Source organism: Ruegeria aquimaris, from assembly GCF_025751555.1.
Lineage (GTDB): Bacteria > Pseudomonadota > Alphaproteobacteria > Rhodobacterales > Rhodobacteraceae > Ruegeria_B > Ruegeria_B aquimaris.
The window spans coordinates 13,697-29,079 of sequence record NZ_JAOWLB010000027.1 but is presented as its reverse complement, the minus strand read 5'-3'; the positions used below and the strand labels follow the sequence as shown (position 1 = coordinate 29,079).

The window sequence follows — 15,383 nt, the reverse complement described above, 5'->3', positions numbered from 1 at the left end:
AAACAAGACGCGGGCGGGAACAGAAACGCCACGGCAACAATTTTCCCACACAATGGCGTGACCTGAATGGCGGGCCAGCCTATCGCGCCACGCGCGATGCCTCCGGCGGGAGTATTTTCCATCAGAAAGAAGCGCAGGTTGTTTGGGCACCCCGCCGCGTCTCAGTTGCGGATGCGCCAGCCGGTGCGGAAGATCCACCAGATTACCGCGAGGCACAGGCCGGTAAAGGCGGCGATGGCCAGGAGGCTCAGCGCCACCGGGACATCCGCCAGCCCGTAGAATGACCAGCGGAAGCCCGAGATCAGATAGACCACCGGGTTGAACAGGGTGATGGTCTGCCAGACCGGCGGCAGCATCGAGATGCTGTAGAACGTCCCGCCCAGAAAGATCAGCGGCGTCACCACCAGTTGCGGCACCAGCGACATCTGCTCGAAATTGCTGGCCCAGATGCCGATGATGAAGCCCAGAAGCGAAAAGCTCAGGCAGGTCAGCACCAGAAAAGCCACCATGGCCAGCGGGTGCTCGATGCGCAGGTCGACAAAGAAGCTGGCGGTCAACAGGATCACAACGCCCACGAAGAGCGCCTTGGTCGCCGCCGCGCCGACATAGCCGATGACGATCTCGATGAAATTCACCGGCGCCGAGAGCAACTCGTAGATCGTGCCGAGGAATTTCGGAAAATAGATACCGAATGAGGCGTTCGAGATCGCCAGCATCACCACCGACAGCATCACCAGCCCCGGCACGATGAAGGCGCCATAGGACACGCCCTCGATCTCCTGGATGCGGCTGCCGATGGCGGTGCCGAAGACCACGAAATAGAGCGAGGTGCTGAGCACCGGCGAAATGAAGCTCTGCGTCAGGGTGCGAAAGAACCGGGCCATTTCGAACCGGTAGATGGCGGCAATGGCGGCCCAGTTCATGGTGTTTCTCCCTTGACCAGGGTGACGAAGATCTCTTCCAGGCTCGATTGCCGGGTCGCCACGTCGCGCAGCACCAGCCCGGCCTCGGCCACATCGTTCAGCAGTTTGGTGATGCCGGTGCGGTCGGCATGGGTGTCATAGGTGTAAAGCAGCTCGTCACCCGCCCCGTTCAGCTCCAGATTGTGCCGGGCCAGCGCCGGTGGAATGGCCGTGATCGGGCGCGACAGCATCACCGACAATTGCTTCTTGCCCATCCGTGCCATCAGCTTGGCCTTGTCCTCGACCAGCAAGAGCTCACCCTTGTTGATCACGCCGACCCGGTCGGCGATCGCCTCGGCCTCTTCGATGTAATGGGTGGTCAGGATGATGGTGACGCCCGCGGCCTTCAGCTCGGCCACGATGTCCCACATGTCCTTGCGCAGTTCCACGTCGACCCCGGCGGTGGGTTCGTCGAGGAACAGCACACGCGGGTCATGCGCGAGCGCCTTGGCGATCAGCACCCGGCGCTTCATGCCGCCCGACAGTTCCTTGATCGCGTTGCGGCGCTTGTCCCAGAGCGACAGTTTGCGCAGCACTTCCTCGATCCGGCCGTCATTTGCGCGCTTGCCGAACAGCCCGCGCGAGAAACGGACGGTGTTCATCACCTTCTCGAACGGTTCCAGCGCGATTTCCTGCGGCACCAGTCCGATCATCCGGCGGGCAGCGCGGAAATCGGTCTGGATGTCGTGGCCGCCCACGGTCACGCTGCCCGAGCTCGGCGTGGTGATGCCGCAGACGGTCGAAATCAGCGTCGTCTTGCCTGCGCCATTGGGGCCGAGCAGCGCCAGTATCTCGCCTTCGCGAATATCGAGCGTCACGCCCTTCAGCGCCTCGAACCCGTCGGCATAGGATTTCCGCAGGTCCCGGATTGACAGTATGGTTTTCATGCGCCTGACCCCGTTCTCGCGGCGAACCTACAGGCTGGATCGGGGCAGGAACAGGCCGAATATGCGCGCCGCCACGCCCTCAGTCGCGTCCGGTGAGCCGACCCAGCCAGCCTTTCTTCTCCTCTGGCGCGCCCTCGTCTGTGGGCGGTGGCGCGAATTGCGCTGTCAGCGTGTCAAAGAACTGGTCGGCCATTTTCTTGGCAAAGCCGTCAATCAGACGGCTGCCCAGTTGCGCCAGCTTGCCGCCGACCCGGGCCTCGACATCATAGCTCAGCACGGTGCCGCCGCTCTCCGACGGCGCGAAACGCACACTGGCGCCGCCCTTGGCAAAGCCTGCCGCGCCCCCTCTGCCTTCGCCCGCGATGGTCAGGGACTGGCCCGGAACCATGTCCGACATGGTCACGGTTCCCTGGAATGTCGCCTTTACCGGCCCGACCTTCTGCACGACGGTGGCGGTGTATCCCTCCTCGGGATTGCCGGTCACCTCCTTCGCGCCGGGCACGCAGGCCAGAAGCACCGCCGGATCCAGCAGGGCGGCATAGACGGTGGCGGGGTCCGCCGCAATCTCGCGGGTATCACTCATCTGCATGGGGCGCACTCCTTGTCGCTCAGGCCGGGTTTGATCCAGACCTAGCCCCCTCTGGGGTCGCAAGCAACACGGGGCGCCATCGAAATACGGAATTGCGCACCGGCATTCCCGTGATACCCCTGAGGCGGACCCTTGTCACAGATGGAACGCGCGACGGATGAAGCAAACCGGTACCACCATGGCGACTGCCGGTATCGTCTATATCCTGGTGGGTATGACGGCGATTTCGGTCAACGACATGCTGATCAAGCAGCTTTCGGGCGATTACCCGCTGCATCAGATCGTCTTTGTCCGTTCGGGCGTGGGGATCCTGTTTTCGCTGATCCTGGTCCAGGCCGAAGGCGGCCTGTCGATCCTGAAAACCCGCCAACCCTTCCTCCACCTGCTGCGCGGCCTCCTGGTGGTGGTGTCCAACATGACCTACTTCGTTGCGCTTGCGGTGTTGCCGCTGGCCGACGCCACCGCGCTGTTCTTTGCGGCGCCGCTCTTTATCACGCTGTTGTCGATCCCGATCCTGGGCGAGCGGGTGGGGCCGATGCGGATGGCTGCCGTGGTCGTGGGCTTTGGCGGCGTGATCCTGATGCAGCGCCCATGGGAGGGGACGGCCGCGCTTGAGGTCAACCGTCTTGTGTTGCTGCTCCCGGTGGTCTCGGCGCTCACCTACGCGCTGTTGCAGCTGATGACGCGCAAGCTGGGCGCAACCACCCGCGCCTCGGCGCTGGCGGTCTATATTCAGGCGATGTTCATCGTGGTCTCGGCGCTTTTCTACGTCATCGCGGGCGGCGGGCGTTTTGTCCAAGGGGTCAGCGACCCCAGCCTGATCTTCCTGCTGCGGGCCTGGATCTGGCCGGGTGAGGGCGATTGGGTCTACCTGCTGGGTCTGGGTCTGAACTCGGCCATCATCGGCTATTGCCTGGCGCAGGCCTATCGGCTGGCCGATGCGGCCACGGTTGCGCCCTTCGAATATGTCGGTCTGCCGCTCGCCGTGCTCTGGGGCTGGCTGATCTGGCACGAACTGCCCGACTGGGAGGTCTGGGCCGGTATGGCGCTGATCGCGGGCTCCGGTCTGTTTGTATTCTTCCGCGAGCGGGCCCGGGCCCGCGTGGTCGCCCGGACCGAGGTCAAGGCGCGTTACTAGACCCTTCCTTCTGCATCCGCGCCTGCCGGATTTCGCTCAGCCGGTTCTGTACCAGTTCCAGATGCAGGCGGGCGTCGTACTGGCTCTGCCGATAGGCGGTGGGCAGGCGCATCGCCGCCAGACGGTCCTCCACTTCGGCCAGCCGTGCCTGCATGTCCGCAAGGGCATCGCTTGACGGATTGCTGGCCAGTTCCTCTTCCACCCGGCGGATTTCGGGGTAATAGCGCCAGACCCGCCAGCGCATCAGATAGGCATAAAGCGCCGGTATCAGCCGCAGCAACGGCACCACAACAAAGAAGAAGGGCAGCACCAGCAGCAGCACCCGGTTGATCTGTGCTGCCACCCAATAGGGCAGCCAGTCATGCCAGGTCGACGGTCCTTCCAGGATTAGCTGGCGCGCGGTGTTGTTCACCACCAGCCCTGCACCTTCGATCGAAGGGAACCGGCCCGGATCGGTGATGATGCCGCGGCGGCCGTGCAGTTCGATGGCGGCCATTGTCAGGCGGTTGACCAACGCCGGATGCAAACCCACCTGCACTGCCAGCCGGGCCTCCAGCGCGATCAGCGAGCGCTCCACCGGCGGTAGAACCGGCGCCAGCGACATGCCGCCCGCCGGTACCGTTACCACACCCGCGTATTCCATCCGGCGCGAGATCGCCTCGACATGCTCCAGCGGCAGCACCCCCAGCGACAGATGGCCATAGGCTTCGATCAGATAGGGCGCGTCGACCGGTGCCACAAATGTGGCGATGTCGATCTCGTCGCGCTCGACTGCGTCGGCGGCCTTGGCATAAGGCATTGGCACATGGGTGTTCGCCTCATGGCGCAGACCCACTGCGGCTTCGAAATCGCGGAACGCCGCCTCGGTTCCCGAGCCGGGCATGCCGCTGGCGATCCGCAGCCCCGACCAGTTGGCCGGGTTGCGCGGAATCGGCGCGTCGCGCCGGATCAGAAACACTATGGGTTCATAGAAAATCGTGCCGACCGCCTCGACCGTGGCGCTGGGGACAGTAATGCCGCCCTGCAACAGCGCGGCGTCAACCTTGCCCTCGGCGATCAGCCGGGCGTTTTCGGCTGAGCCTGCCGTGTACACGATGTCCAGCTGGATACGGTCCCGGGCCAGCACTGTCTGGTACTTTCCGGCGATCTGCGCATAGGCGCCGTTCTCGGGTCCGGCGGCCATCACAAACCGGTCGGGAGGATGCAAATGGTCAAAAACCGCCCAGAGTATCGCCAGAACAATGGCTATGCATACAAGCAGCCAGGCGCGCATCGTTCCCCCCCAAGAACTTGACACAGTCCGGCATGACGCTATTGGCCGGGACCCCGCAAGGCAAGCCCCTCGGCAGGGGCGATCCTATGCCGCCACGTCCTCCGAGCCAATGCTGCCTTGCCCGCTCTGCCGTCCGGCCAGAAAGCGGACCGTCCGGTCCAGCGCCTCGGGGTCGCGCAGGATCCGGGCATGCCCCAGACCTTCGGTCGCGACCAGACGCGCGCTGGGCCAGTGGCGTATCAGGGTGGCTCCGTCGGAAAACGGAACCATGCCATCGCCCCGATCATGAAAGACGAGCAGGGGCCGTGTCATGGTCCGGGCGATGTCGCGCCCGCGCAGCGCCTCCATCGGAACGCCCAGCCGGGTTTCCAACCGGCGTTTCGTTCTGCCCGCGACCCGGGTCGAGAATCCGAGAAGCCGCGCGACCCGGAACAGATGGCCCTCCATGTCCTCGGGCGGTGCGAAATAGACGAGCCGCCCGGTTTCGGCCCCCTCGCTCAATGCCAGTGTCATTGCGGCGGCGCCGACCGAATGCGCCACGACTCCGGCCAAGGGGCCGAGGTGACGCGCGACCTGCAAGACCACCTGCGCATGTTCGGGCAGAGAGAACCGCTTGCCCGGCGCCGCGCCATGTCCGGGCGCGTCAAAGGCGACAACGCTGAACCCGGCCGCGACCAGGGGCGCGGCAAAACCCGCCATCTGGCTGCCGCGCCCGCTCATGCCATGGATCAAGAGCACCGTCGGTCCATTGCCCCAGCGATAGAGCGGAATACGCAGACCCTCGGCCAAATCCAGATGACCGCGCTGCGCGCTGGCCATCCGGTCCGCTTCGTGCGGCCGAAGCGCATACCGGCGCGGCGTTGTGAACAGGCGCTCAAGAACCCCCGCCGAAAGCCCCGGTACCGCGCGCGAGGCGAGGGCGGCCGCCGCTCTCGTCAACCGTATCACCAGCGGGTCTGAGCGGTCGGGCTGGCGGGACCGACCAGAGGGATCTGTGATCGACATTCCTGATTCCCATTGCGTTCTAAAACAGAACTTACTATGCATCAGTAAGTTCCTATTTGGAACCCATAACTTTCATGCTAAAACCAACGGCATGAAATGGAGCGACCTCGATCAAGATCCCTGTCCGGTAGCCCGCGCCATGTCCGTGGTGGGTGACCGCTGGACCCTGCTCATCCTGCGCGAGGCATTTCTGGGCACCCTCCGGTTCGATGGGTTTCAGGACCGGCTCGGCATCACCCGTCACCTTCTTGCGGAACGGCTCAAGAAGCTTGAGGCGCTGGGCCTGATGCACCGCACCCCCTATCAGGAGCGGCCCCTCAGGCATGAATACCGGCTGACCCCGACGGGGCGTGCCTTTGGCCCGGTCATGCTGCTGCTGGTCGATTGGGCCACCGAGAACCTGCCCAGCGACTTGCCACCGCCGGTTCGCGTCGTCTCGCTGGAGGACGGGCGCGAGGTCGATCCGGTTGTGGTCGACCGCGCCACCGGCACGCCGCTTACCTATGAAACGATGCGTCTCCGGCGAACCTAGCGGTTGCCTTTCGGGATCGCCTCATTCGCCGTCCAGTCCCAGGTGCCCTGATCGCGCTCGTCCACCGCCTGTTTCCAGCCCACCGCCTCGGCGCGCTCCTTGAAATGGATGCCTTCCGGGCTGTGCCGGGTGATGCCGTCGAAAATGGTGGCCAGCCGCTGGGTCTGCATCAGCCCGGTCTGCTCGATCGCCTGGTTGATCACCAGTTTCTGCATAGCAAGCTGGTTGATCGGCACGGTGGCCATGCGCGCGGCCAGTTCCTCGACCCGGTCATCCAGATGCTCCGCCGGCACCGCCTCCAGCACCAGCCCCATATCCGCCGCCTGACGCCCGCTGATCTTGTCGCCGGTGAACAGCATCCGCTTGGCCCGCTCGGCCCCCAGCCGATAGACCCACATCGCCGTGGTGGGACAGCCCCAGACCCGCGACGGCATGTACCCGATCTGCGCATCCTCGGCCATGATCGTCAGATCGGCGCAGAGTGCAATATCCGACCCGCCCGCCACCGCGAAGCCGTGCACCTTGCACAGCACCGGCTTTACCGCCCGCCAGAGCGACATGAAATGCTGGGTATTGGTCCACATGAACCGATAGTCTTTTATGGGGTCCCAGGGCATCGGCTGGGTCACGTCACCCGCCCCGTTGCCCTCGGCGTAATAGGTCAGGTCATAGCCCGCGCAGAACGCGCCCCCCGCCCCCGACAGCACCATCACATGCACACCCGGATCGGCATCGGCCCGCGCCACGGCAGCGGCCAGTGCGCCGGGCAGCTCGTCATTGATGGCGTTCATCACCTCGGGCCGGTTCAGCGTGATCCGGGCGATGCGCCCGTCCTTTTCATAGGCAACAACGGACATGTCTTCCTCCCTGACTGCACTCCAGCAGAGCACGCGGCGCGGCTCGGACAAAATACGACGCCACGTCATGCGGCACCGCCGCGCTTGATTTCGGCACGCGGGGCCGGGAACCTGCCACAAAGAAAAGGAGAGCATCATGCTGAACGGCATCCGCATCGTCGAGATCGAGGGGCTGGGCCCCGGACCCTTTGCCGCCATGCTGCTGGCGGATCTGGGCGCAGACGTGATCACCGTGCATCGCAAGGGTGGCGCGGTGACCCCGGGCATGCCAGAGCGTTCGCTTCTGGATCGCGGCAAGCGTTCGATCGCGCTCGACCTCAAGGATGCCGCCGACATCGCCACCGCCCGCGCCCTGATCGCCAGTGCCGACGCGCTGATCGAAGGCTTCCGCCCCGGCGTGATGGAAAAACTCGGCCTCGGCCCCGCCGAATGCCACGCTCTGAACCCGGCGCTGGTTTATGGCCGGATGACCGGCTGGGGCCAGTACGGGCCGCTGTCCCATGCCGCCGGGCATGACCTCAACTATATCTCGCTGTCGGGCGCGCTCTGGTACGGCTCGGCCCCCGGCGACGCGCCGCAGACGCCCGCCACGCTGGTGGGCGATATCGGCGGCGGCGCCATGTATCTGGTCACCGGGCTGCTGGCTGGCCTGCTGAACGCCCGCGCCACCGGACAGGGCACCGTGGTCGATGCCGCGATCTATGACGGCTCGGCCCATATGATGAACCTGCTGATGAGCCTCGGCCAGACAGGCAGCCTGTCCGAGATACGCGGCCGCAGCCTGCTCGACGGCCCGCATTGGAGCCGGACCTATGCCTGCGCCGATGGTGGCCATGTCACCGTGCAATGCCTTGAGCCCAAGTTCTATGCGCAATTCCTCGACCGCCTCGGCCTGTCAGACGATCCCGAGTTTCAGCAGCAATTCGCGCCAAAACTCTGGCCCGCGCTCACCACCCGCCTCGCCGCACTCTTCGCCACAAAGCCGCGCGACCACTGGGCCGATCTCTTCCTCGGCACCGACGCCTGCGTCGCGCCGGTGCTCAGCCCGCAAGAGGCGCAGCACCACCCGATGAACGCCGCCCGCCGCACCTGGGCCGAGATCGACGGCACGCTCCAGGCCGCACCTGCGCCCCGTTTCAAAGACCGCGATTGGCAACCGAAGCCCAGCCCCACGCGCGGCGAACACACGGCGCAGATCCTTGCCGAACTGGCAGAGACCGCCAACCCCTGACCTGCTTCTTTCTGGTTGGAAATACTCCGGGGAGCGCGAGGGGCAGCGCCCCTCGCTCCGCACTCAACCTTCGCGCACCGTGTCGATCATCAGCTGCACGTTTGCAGGATCGGCATCCGGCGTGATGCCATGGCCCAGGTTGAAGATATGCGGCCCCTTGGAAAACGCCTCGACAATACGCCGTGTCTCGTCCACCAGCGCCTGACCGCCGGTCACCATATGCGACGAGGCCAGGTTGCCCTGCACGCAGCCATCCACCTGCACATGCGCCGCCGCCCAATCCGGCGTCACCGAATTGTCGAGCGCCACGCAATCGACGCCGGTGGCCTTGGCAAAGCCGACATAGCCCTCACCCGCTTCTCGCGGGAAACCGATCACCGGGATGTTCGGGTGGCGCGCTTTCAGCGCCTGGGTGATCTCGCGGCAGGGTTCCAGCGCGTATCTGGCAAAGGCCTCACCCTTCAGCGACCCGGCCCAGCTGTCGAATATCTTGACCACCTCGGCGCCCGCCTCGATCTGGGCGCTCAGATATTCGATGGTGGCCGCTGTCAGCCGTTCGATCAGTGCGTCAAACAGCGCCGGATGGCCCTCGCGCAGCGCATGCGCCGGGCCCTGATCCGGTGTGCCGCGCCCGGCGATCATATAGGTCGCAACGGTCCAGGGCGCCCCGGCAAAACCGATCAGCGCCGTCTCGGCAGGCAATTCGCGGGTCAGGATGCGCACCGTTTCATAGATTGGTGCCAGCGTCTCGTGGATCGCTTCCACCGGCTTCAGCCGGTCGAAATCCGCCTGCGACCCGATGGTCGACAGGCGCGGCCCCTCGCCGGTCTCGAACCACAGATCGGCGCCCAGCGCCTGCGGCACCAGCAGGATATCGGCAAACAGGATCGCCGCGTCGAAGCCATAGCGGCGGATCGGTTGCAGCGTCACCTCGGCGGCCAGTTCAGGGTTATAGCACAAAGACAGGAAATCGCCCGCCTGCGCGCGGGTGGCGCGATACTCGGGCAGGTACCGTCCGGCCTGCCGCATCATCCAGATCGGCGGGGTGTCCAGCACCTCGCCCGCCAGCACCCGCAGCAGTTTCTTTGTCTCGGCCATATCCGCCCCCATCCTTCACGTTGCGCCACGGGTCTGCCTTCGGCGGCAATTTGTCAAGCGCAGCCCCCATTGTCAGGGCAATGTGACGCGACTAAAGCTGACGTCCATGAAAATCGTACTTCCCTCTCCCGCATCGCCGCTCAAGATCGGCACCCGTGGCTCGCCTTTGGCGCTGGCGCAGGCGTATGAGACCCGCCGCCGCCTGGGTGCCGCCTTTGACCTGCCCGAGGACGCGTTCGAGATCGTGGTGATCTCGACCACCGGCGACAACCGCGCGATGATCGAGGCGGACCGCCCGCTGAAAGAGATCGGCAACAAGGGTCTCTTCACCAAGGAGATCGAAGAGGCGATGCTGCGCGGCGATATCGACATCGCCGTACACTCGACCAAGGACATGCCGGTGGAACAGCCGGCGGGCCTAGTGCTCGACACCTTCCTGCCGCGCGAGGATGTGCGCGACGCCTTCATCTCTCCCAGCCATTCGGCGATCCGCGACCTGCCGCAGGGCGCCGTGGTCGGCACCTCGTCGCTGCGCCGCAAGGCGCAGTTGCTGAACCGTCGGCCCGACCTCAAGGTTGTCGAATTCCGGGGCAACGTGCAGACCCGCCTGCGCAAGCTCTCCGAAGGTGTCGCCGAATGCACCTTCCTCGCCATGGCAGGCATCCGGCGGCTTAATATGGCCGAGGTGCCCGCCACCGCAATCTCGCCTGACGACATGCTGCCCGCCATCGCGCAGGGCGCCATCGGGATCGAGCGACGCGCCGATGATACCCGCGCCGGTGACATGCTGGCCGCCATTCACCATGCCGAGACCGGTCAGCGGCTGGCCGCCGAACGGGCGCTGCTCGCCGCGCTCGACGGGTCCTGCGAGACCCCCATCGCCGGGCTGGCCGAGCTGGACGGTAGCACCCTGCGCCTGCGCGGCGAGGTGCTGCGTCCCGACGGGTCCGAGGCGATCGCGCTCGATCGCAGCGGCGACGTGGCCGACGGTCCGGCACTGGGTACCGAGATGGCGCGTGACCTGCTGGCCCAGGCCGGGCCGGGCTTCTTCGCCTGGCGCGGCTGACCACCCGCGCGGCCTTTGCTGCTTTGTCATCGCCGGTTCCCCGGGCATAGTGGGCGGGGCGCACCGCTGCGCCCGCCCGGAGACCCCGCATGGACCGCCGCCTGACAACCATCCTCGCCGCCGACCTGTCGGGCTACTCGCGCCTGATGGCTGTGGATGAGGAAGGCACGGTCACCCGCCTGCGCTACCTCTTTGCCGACATCGTCCAGCCCGACCTGTCCCGAGAGGGCGGGCGGCTGATCAAGACCATGGGCGACGGCCTGTTGGCCGAATTCGCCTCGCCCGTCGCCGCCCTGCGGTCGGCCGTCGCCATCCTGCAACGGGTGGCGCGCGACCAGGCCGAAACCAACCCCGACACTCGGATGTTGTTCAGGGTCGGTATCCACCTGGGCGACGTGATCAGCGATGGCGACGATATCCTGGGCGACGCGGTCAACATCGCCGCCCGGCTGGAAAGCCTGGCCACTCCCGGCGGCATCTGCATCTCCCGCAGTGTCCATGACCAGGTGCGCGGCAAGGTCGCCGCCGAACTGATCGAACTGGGGCCGCAGCCGGTCAAGAACATTCCTGACCCGGTCGAGGTCTGGCGCGTGGGCGCAGAGGGCATCGCCTGCGCCGCGGACAAACCCCAGGTGCGCGCCGAACTGCCCGCCGTGGTCATCCTGCCCTTTGACAACATGTCGGCCGACCCGGAACAGGATTTCCTGGCCGATGGCATTGTCGAGGACGTGACCACCGAACTCAGCCGGTTCCGCACCCTGACCGTGATCGCCCGCAACTCGGCGTTTGCCTACAAGGGCAGCCACAAGGACGTGCGCCAGATCGCCGAGGAACTGGGCGTGCGTTATGTGGTCGAGGGTTCCGTCCGACGCGCAGGCGACCGGCTGCGCGCCACCGCGCAGCTGATCGATGCCCGGACCGGCGCCCATGTCTGGGCTGAACGCTGGGACCGGACCATGGCCGATCTGTTCGACCTGCAAGACGAGTTGACCGCCGCCATCGTGTCCGGGGTGGAGCCGGAATTGGGCGCGCACGAACGTAATCTGGCGCGCCGCAAACCCACCGACAGCCTGACCGCCTGGGAGATGTGCCAAAAGGGTTATTCCGAATTCACCCGCTACACCGACGAGGGTTATTCGCAGGCACATGCCTTCTACACCCGCGCCATTGCCGCCGATCCGGATTTCGCCCTGCCGCACGCGCTGCTGGCGCGCCTCGCCTGGGTGAAGGTCATTACCGGGCGGTCGCGCGACCCGGCCGCCGAAATCTCGACTGGGCTAGACCATGCTGCGCAAGCCATCGAGCGCGACGATCGCCTTGAAATCGGTTATGTCGCGCTGGGCGTCCTGCTGGCCATAACCGGGCGGGAACAGGATGCCGCCGACGCGCTGGACAAGGCCGAGGCGCTCAATCCCAACAACGCGGTGCTGCATTTCGGTCGCTGCCACGCCTGCCTGTTCATGCAAAGGCTCGATTGCGACCGGCTGGAACGGGCCGCCCGCACCGCACTGCGCCTGAACCCCAAGGACCCTATGGCCTGGGGCTTCTGGTTCCAGCTTGGCAATGCCTTCACCTTTCGCAACACCGACGCCGCCGATCCCGAGGCGCTGGCCGCCTATGAGACCGCCTGCCGGTTTCCCAATGCGGACTACTTCGTCTTCATGGCCACCGCGCTGAAACACGCCAAGCTTGGCAACCGGGACAAGGCCGCGCATTACCTTGCTCAAGCACGCGAAAGATACCCGGCCCTGACGGCTGAATTCTGGCGCCGCGCCTTCCGCTTTCCGATCTGGGCGCGCTGGGTTGCGGCCGACGAAGCCAATCTCCAGATCCTGATCGATCTCGGCCTGCCCCCGGAATGACGTGGCGCTCTGTTTGACAGGCCCGTCCCCGACCTGAGACCCTTTCCGCCATGGAGGACGCAACATGACACCGGGAAAGGCCTATCTCAGCACCGAGGAAATCCGCCCCTTGGCCGAACGGTCGGACCTGATGGGCATCTGGCTGGTCGCCCATTGCTGGGGCACCATCGCGCTGGCGGTGGCGCTCTTCGGGCTCTGGCCCAACCCGCTGACCTTTGCCTTGGCGGTGATCGTGATCGGCTCGCGCCAGCTTGGCCTTGCCATCCTGATGCACGAGGCGGCGCATAACGCGCTCTTCCGTAACCGGCGGCTCAACGATCTGGTGGGCGAATGGCTCTGCGGCCGTCCGATCCTGGCGGAACTGGCGGCCTATCGCCATTACCACCTGACACACCACCGCTTTACCCAGACAGACAAGGACCCCGACCTTGTGCTGTCGTCGAAATTCCCCACCTCGCATGCTTCGATGAAAAGGAAATTCGCGCGCGACCTGACCGGGCGTACCGGGATCAAGCAGCTGACCGGCCAGATCCTGATGTCCTTCCGCCTTGCTGGCGATGACGAGGCGATCAGGGCCGCCGCGTCCGATTTCGCGCAGAGCTTCAAGGCGCCGCAACTGTGGAAATCGCTGCCGGTCTTTCTTGGCATTGCGCTCTTGATCAGCCTTGTCGGCGACTGGTGGTGGGGGCTGGCCTTCTGGATCCTGCCCTATCTCACCTGGTTCCAGTTCGTCCTGCGCATCCGCAACATCGCCGAGCACGGCGCCACCGAACAATCCGAGGACCCGTTCCGGAACGTCCGAACCACCCTTGCCGGGCCCATCGCCCGCCTGCTGGTTGCGCCCTATTGGGTGAACTACCATCTGGAGCACCACATGATCATGCATGTGCCCTGCTACAACCTGCCCCGGATGCACGCGCTGTTGCTGGAAAAGGGGCTCGGCGCCCGGATGAAAACCGCCCCCAGCTATGGCGCCGCCCTGCGCGAGGCCGGCTGGCGCAGCGTCTGAGCGCGCCCTATAGCGGCCCGAACTTCTGGATCGCCGCCCAGAAATCGGCGTTCATGAATCCGGTACCCTTGTTCTCGGTCACGCGGCTGTCGCATTTGCCATGCGTATGAATGCCAAAGGCCGCCCCCGTTCCGCTCAGCAGCGGTGAACCCGAGTTGCCGGTATCCGTGTCGGCCTCGTGCACCACGACCGATCCGCCCGGCTCCACAACATAGCGCCCGCCATGTTGCTGTTGGGTCTGGCTATAGGCGTTGAACCCGTTTCGACCGGATCCCAGCGGGTCGCTATCCCGCCCATATCCCCGGACAGTGACCTCGCCGTCCGTTCCCTTGCGCGTCACCTGGAAATACCCGAACACATCCTTTGGCAGATGCCCGGCGTCGTTCGGAACGACACCGAACACCGCCCAATCCCGTCCGACACCGGAACTGTCGTATTCGACGCTGTCCGACATGATCTTGTACTGGAAACTCTGGTCCGGATGCATCGGGCTGCCGTCCGGACCAGACATAGGCACGTTGAATTCGAGAATGCCCATGCCTCCGGCGGTCACGCAATGGCCTGCGGTCAGCATCGCTCCATTGGCCAGAGGCCAGGCGGTGCAACCGTTTTTCCAGACTCGCGACAGCCGCTCGTCATGGGAAGGTACGCGATGATCGGTGCCGCAGACCGCCTGGGGACTGTCGGCACTTTCCTCGATCAACGCGCCGGGTTCGCGGGGGCTGGCCTCCGGCGGGCGTCCGAACGCGATCTCGTCGATGGAATAGAACGGAAGAAGACCTGCATCTTCCGAAACAACCAACTCCAGCAATAGAGCGTTTCCGTTGAACACTGCAGTTTCGCCTTCCCAGTCATCCAGCTTTTGCTGATCGAACTCCTGAAACGATCCAGTTTGCCCGGATACGAGAAGGTGGCTCTTCTCACCTAACCAGAAATCCGACATGCGAAGAGAGATCCAAGTCGCGCTCTCATCCGTGATCAGCTCTGCCCGAACATGGGGGAAACTTTCTGGATTATCCAGTGTGGCCCGCTCACAGCCTTCGAGGCAGAAGGCCTGTTGAAGAGACTCGTTTTGTCGCCGCGCCAGAAATCCGTCGTAGTTGCCATCAAAGGCAAAAAAGAGCACCTCACTCTTGTAGTCTTCGCCGGAAACCGCCTCGTAGCTTGCAGGCGCACCCTGCGCCGCAGCCATGGCTGGCATCAGACTGAACGCAAGCAAAACACTCCAACGCATCGCTGGCACCTCCCAAACACACCCCGGCAGTTTGCCCGCGTTCCCTGAATGGGTCAAACGGCGCCGTCCCCTCGTTTCACTGGCGCCGCGCGTGATTTCCGCTATCCTGTGAACCTCAAAGCATTTTGTGCAGGAGATTTGGATGACACGGCGCAAGACGGTACTGGCGCTGCTGGGCGCGGGCCTTCTGGCCCCCGGCATGGCGCTGGCCTTTCAGGCCTTCAACCGGTTCGAGGTCTATCCCGTCAGCAAAGGCGTGATCGAGGTGGTCAACCGAAACGGCTCGGCGCCCAAGGATTTTTGGTGCGGCGCGGGTGACTATGCCATCCGCGTGCTGCGCACCAGCGCCACCCAGCGGATTTATCTGGTCCGCCCGGTGGGCCCCGCGGTCACGGTCCAGGGCCGCAAGGGCGTGCATTATGCGCTGCAACCGCCGCCGGGGGTCAACACCACGCCGGGCTACTCGGTCAGCGTCAAGGTTGTCGGCGACAACATGACCGCCTCGATGGCGCAGAACTATTGCTACGACCGGCTCGAGGAGGATTTCTGGCTTCGGCCCTGACCGCCCGGAAACCGTCCCGCCGCTTCATTTCGCTGAAAATACTCCGGGGCCGCGCCGCCAGGCGACCGGGGCAGCGCC

General features: G+C 65.0%; 15 protein-coding genes. 7 read left to right on the top strand and 8 right to left on the bottom strand.

The genetic code is table 11. From position 1 onward, the window contains the following. Window positions 1-161: 161 nt before the first annotated feature. The 3 genes from OE747_RS22390 to OE747_RS22380 all read right to left on the bottom strand — a co-directional run bounded on the left by OE747_RS22390 (window position 162) and on the right by OE747_RS22380 (window position 2,438). On the bottom strand, window positions 162-923 hold the full coding sequence (locus tag OE747_RS22390; protein WP_263830686.1) for an ABC transporter permease: 762 nt from the start codon (window positions 921-923) through the stop codon (window positions 162-164). Further along, a complete protein-coding gene (locus OE747_RS22385) occupies window positions 920-1,849 on the bottom strand; it encodes an ABC transporter ATP-binding protein (protein ID WP_263830685.1) in 930 nt (309 codons plus the stop codon). Before OE747_RS22385 ends, OE747_RS22390 begins: the two co-directional genes overlap by 4 nt. Before the next feature lie 79 nt (window positions 1,850-1,928). Next, window positions 1,929-2,438, bottom strand: a complete 510-nt coding sequence (locus tag OE747_RS22380; RefSeq protein WP_263830684.1) for a CoxG family protein — start codon at window positions 2,436-2,438, stop codon at window positions 1,929-1,931. Between the two features lie 157 nt (window positions 2,439-2,595). On the opposite strand from OE747_RS22380, the gene OE747_RS22375 reads away from it, so the two are divergent. After that, on the top strand, window positions 2,596-3,576 hold the full coding sequence (locus tag OE747_RS22375) for a DMT family transporter (RefSeq protein ID WP_263830683.1): 981 nt from the start codon (window positions 2,596-2,598) through the stop codon (window positions 3,574-3,576). On the opposite strand, the gene OE747_RS22370 is transcribed toward OE747_RS22375, so the two are convergent. Both OE747_RS22370 and OE747_RS22365 read right to left on the bottom strand, forming a co-directional pair. Further along, window positions 3,560-4,849, bottom strand: coding sequence for a TAXI family TRAP transporter solute-binding subunit (locus OE747_RS22370; protein ID WP_263830682.1), 1,290 nt, complete (start codon window positions 4,847-4,849; stop codon window positions 3,560-3,562). The two genes, OE747_RS22375 and OE747_RS22370, sit on opposite strands and share 17 nt — an antisense overlap. Before the next feature lie 84 nt (window positions 4,850-4,933). Then, entirely contained in the window at window positions 4,934-5,854 is a 921-nt protein-coding gene (locus OE747_RS22365; RefSeq protein ID WP_263830681.1) for an alpha/beta hydrolase, read from the bottom strand. A 91-nt stretch (window positions 5,855-5,945) separates the two neighbouring features. Here OE747_RS22365 and OE747_RS22360 point away from each other — a divergent pair, with 91 nt between their 5' ends. Next, complete coding sequence (locus OE747_RS22360) at window positions 5,946-6,386, top strand: winged helix-turn-helix transcriptional regulator (RefSeq protein WP_263830680.1); 441 nt, start codon at window positions 5,946-5,948, stop codon at window positions 6,384-6,386. Here OE747_RS22360 and OE747_RS22355 read toward each other — a convergent pair. Beyond that, window positions 6,383-7,312, bottom strand: coding sequence for a crotonase/enoyl-CoA hydratase family protein (locus tag OE747_RS22355; RefSeq protein WP_263830679.1), 930 nt, complete (start codon window positions 7,310-7,312; stop codon window positions 6,383-6,385). The genes OE747_RS22360 and OE747_RS22355 overlap by 4 nt on opposite strands. A 67-nt stretch (window positions 7,313-7,379) precedes the next feature. Here OE747_RS22355 and OE747_RS22350 point away from each other — a divergent pair, with 67 nt between their 5' ends. Beyond that, window positions 7,380-8,474, top strand: a complete 1,095-nt coding sequence (locus OE747_RS22350) for a CaiB/BaiF CoA transferase family protein (RefSeq protein WP_263830678.1) — start codon at window positions 7,380-7,382, stop codon at window positions 8,472-8,474. A 63-nt stretch (window positions 8,475-8,537) separates the two neighbouring features. On the opposite strand, the gene hemE is transcribed toward OE747_RS22350, so the two are convergent. After that, on the bottom strand, window positions 8,538-9,572 hold the full coding sequence (hemE, locus tag OE747_RS22345) for a uroporphyrinogen decarboxylase (protein ID WP_263830677.1): 1,035 nt from the start codon (window positions 9,570-9,572) through the stop codon (window positions 8,538-8,540). 106 nt (window positions 9,573-9,678) lie between these two features. On the opposite strand from hemE, the gene hemC reads away from it, so the two are divergent. From hemC to OE747_RS22330, 3 genes are all read left to right on the top strand, one after another. Then, window positions 9,679-10,638: a hydroxymethylbilane synthase gene (gene hemC, locus OE747_RS22340; protein WP_263830676.1), complete on the top strand. Its 960-nt coding sequence runs from the start codon at window positions 9,679-9,681 to the stop codon at window positions 10,636-10,638. Window positions 10,639-10,727: 89 nt separating this feature from the next. Next, entirely contained in the window at window positions 10,728-12,500 is a 1,773-nt protein-coding gene (locus OE747_RS22335; RefSeq protein ID WP_263830675.1) for an adenylate/guanylate cyclase domain-containing protein, read from the top strand. 64 nt (window positions 12,501-12,564) lie between these two features. Further along, on the top strand, window positions 12,565-13,509 hold the full coding sequence (locus OE747_RS22330; protein ID WP_263830674.1) for a fatty acid desaturase family protein: 945 nt from the start codon (window positions 12,565-12,567) through the stop codon (window positions 13,507-13,509). Between the two features lie 7 nt (window positions 13,510-13,516). On the opposite strand, the gene OE747_RS22325 is transcribed toward OE747_RS22330, so the two are convergent. Beyond that, window positions 13,517-14,743 (bottom strand): trypsin-like serine peptidase, encoded by a 1,227-nt coding sequence (locus OE747_RS22325; protein WP_263830673.1) that lies wholly within the window; start codon window positions 14,741-14,743, stop codon window positions 13,517-13,519. A 142-nt stretch (window positions 14,744-14,885) separates the two neighbouring features. On the opposite strand from OE747_RS22325, the gene OE747_RS22320 reads away from it, so the two are divergent. Then, window positions 14,886-15,305: an RraA family protein gene (locus OE747_RS22320; RefSeq protein WP_263830672.1), complete on the top strand. Its 420-nt coding sequence runs from the start codon at window positions 14,886-14,888 to the stop codon at window positions 15,303-15,305. Window positions 15,306-15,383: the final 78 nt, after the last annotated feature.

Bases quoted from the DNA above. Each gene is read 5' to 3' on its own strand.
- hemC (WP_263830676.1), top strand. From the start codon at position 9,679: ATGAAAATCGTACTTCCCTCTCCCGCATCGCCGCTCAAGATCGGCACC.
- OE747_RS22365 (WP_263830681.1), bottom strand. From the start codon at position 5,854: ATGTCGATCACAGATCCCTCTGGTCGGTCCCGCCAGCCCGACCGCTCA.
- OE747_RS22355 (WP_263830679.1), bottom strand. From the start codon at position 7,312: ATGACGTGGCGTCGTATTTTGTCCGAGCCGCGCCGCGTGCTCTGCTGG.
- OE747_RS22335 (WP_263830675.1), top strand. From the start codon at position 10,728: ATGGACCGCCGCCTGACAACCATCCTCGCCGCCGACCTGTCGGGCTAC.
- OE747_RS22390 (WP_263830686.1), bottom strand. From the start codon at position 923: ATGAACTGGGCCGCCATTGCCGCCATCTACCGGTTCGAAATGGCCCGG.
- OE747_RS22385 (WP_263830685.1), bottom strand. From the start codon at position 1,849: ATGAAAACCATACTGTCAATCCGGGACCTGCGGAAATCCTATGCCGAC.
- OE747_RS22360 (WP_263830680.1), top strand. From the start codon at position 5,946: ATGAAATGGAGCGACCTCGATCAAGATCCCTGTCCGGTAGCCCGCGCC.
- OE747_RS22330 (WP_263830674.1), top strand. From the start codon at position 12,565: ATGACACCGGGAAAGGCCTATCTCAGCACCGAGGAAATCCGCCCCTTG.
- OE747_RS22370 (WP_263830682.1), bottom strand. From the start codon at position 4,849: ATGCGCGCCTGGCTGCTTGTATGCATAGCCATTGTTCTGGCGATACTC.
- OE747_RS22380 (WP_263830684.1), bottom strand. From the start codon at position 2,438: ATGCAGATGAGTGATACCCGCGAGATTGCGGCGGACCCCGCCACCGTC.
- OE747_RS22325 (WP_263830673.1), bottom strand. From the start codon at position 14,743: ATGCGTTGGAGTGTTTTGCTTGCGTTCAGTCTGATGCCAGCCATGGCT.
- OE747_RS22350 (WP_263830678.1), top strand. From the start codon at position 7,380: ATGCTGAACGGCATCCGCATCGTCGAGATCGAGGGGCTGGGCCCCGGA.
- OE747_RS22320 (WP_263830672.1), top strand. From the start codon at position 14,886: ATGACACGGCGCAAGACGGTACTGGCGCTGCTGGGCGCGGGCCTTCTG.
- hemE (WP_263830677.1), bottom strand. From the start codon at position 9,572: ATGGCCGAGACAAAGAAACTGCTGCGGGTGCTGGCGGGCGAGGTGCTG.
- OE747_RS22375 (WP_263830683.1), top strand. From the start codon at position 2,596: ATGAAGCAAACCGGTACCACCATGGCGACTGCCGGTATCGTCTATATC.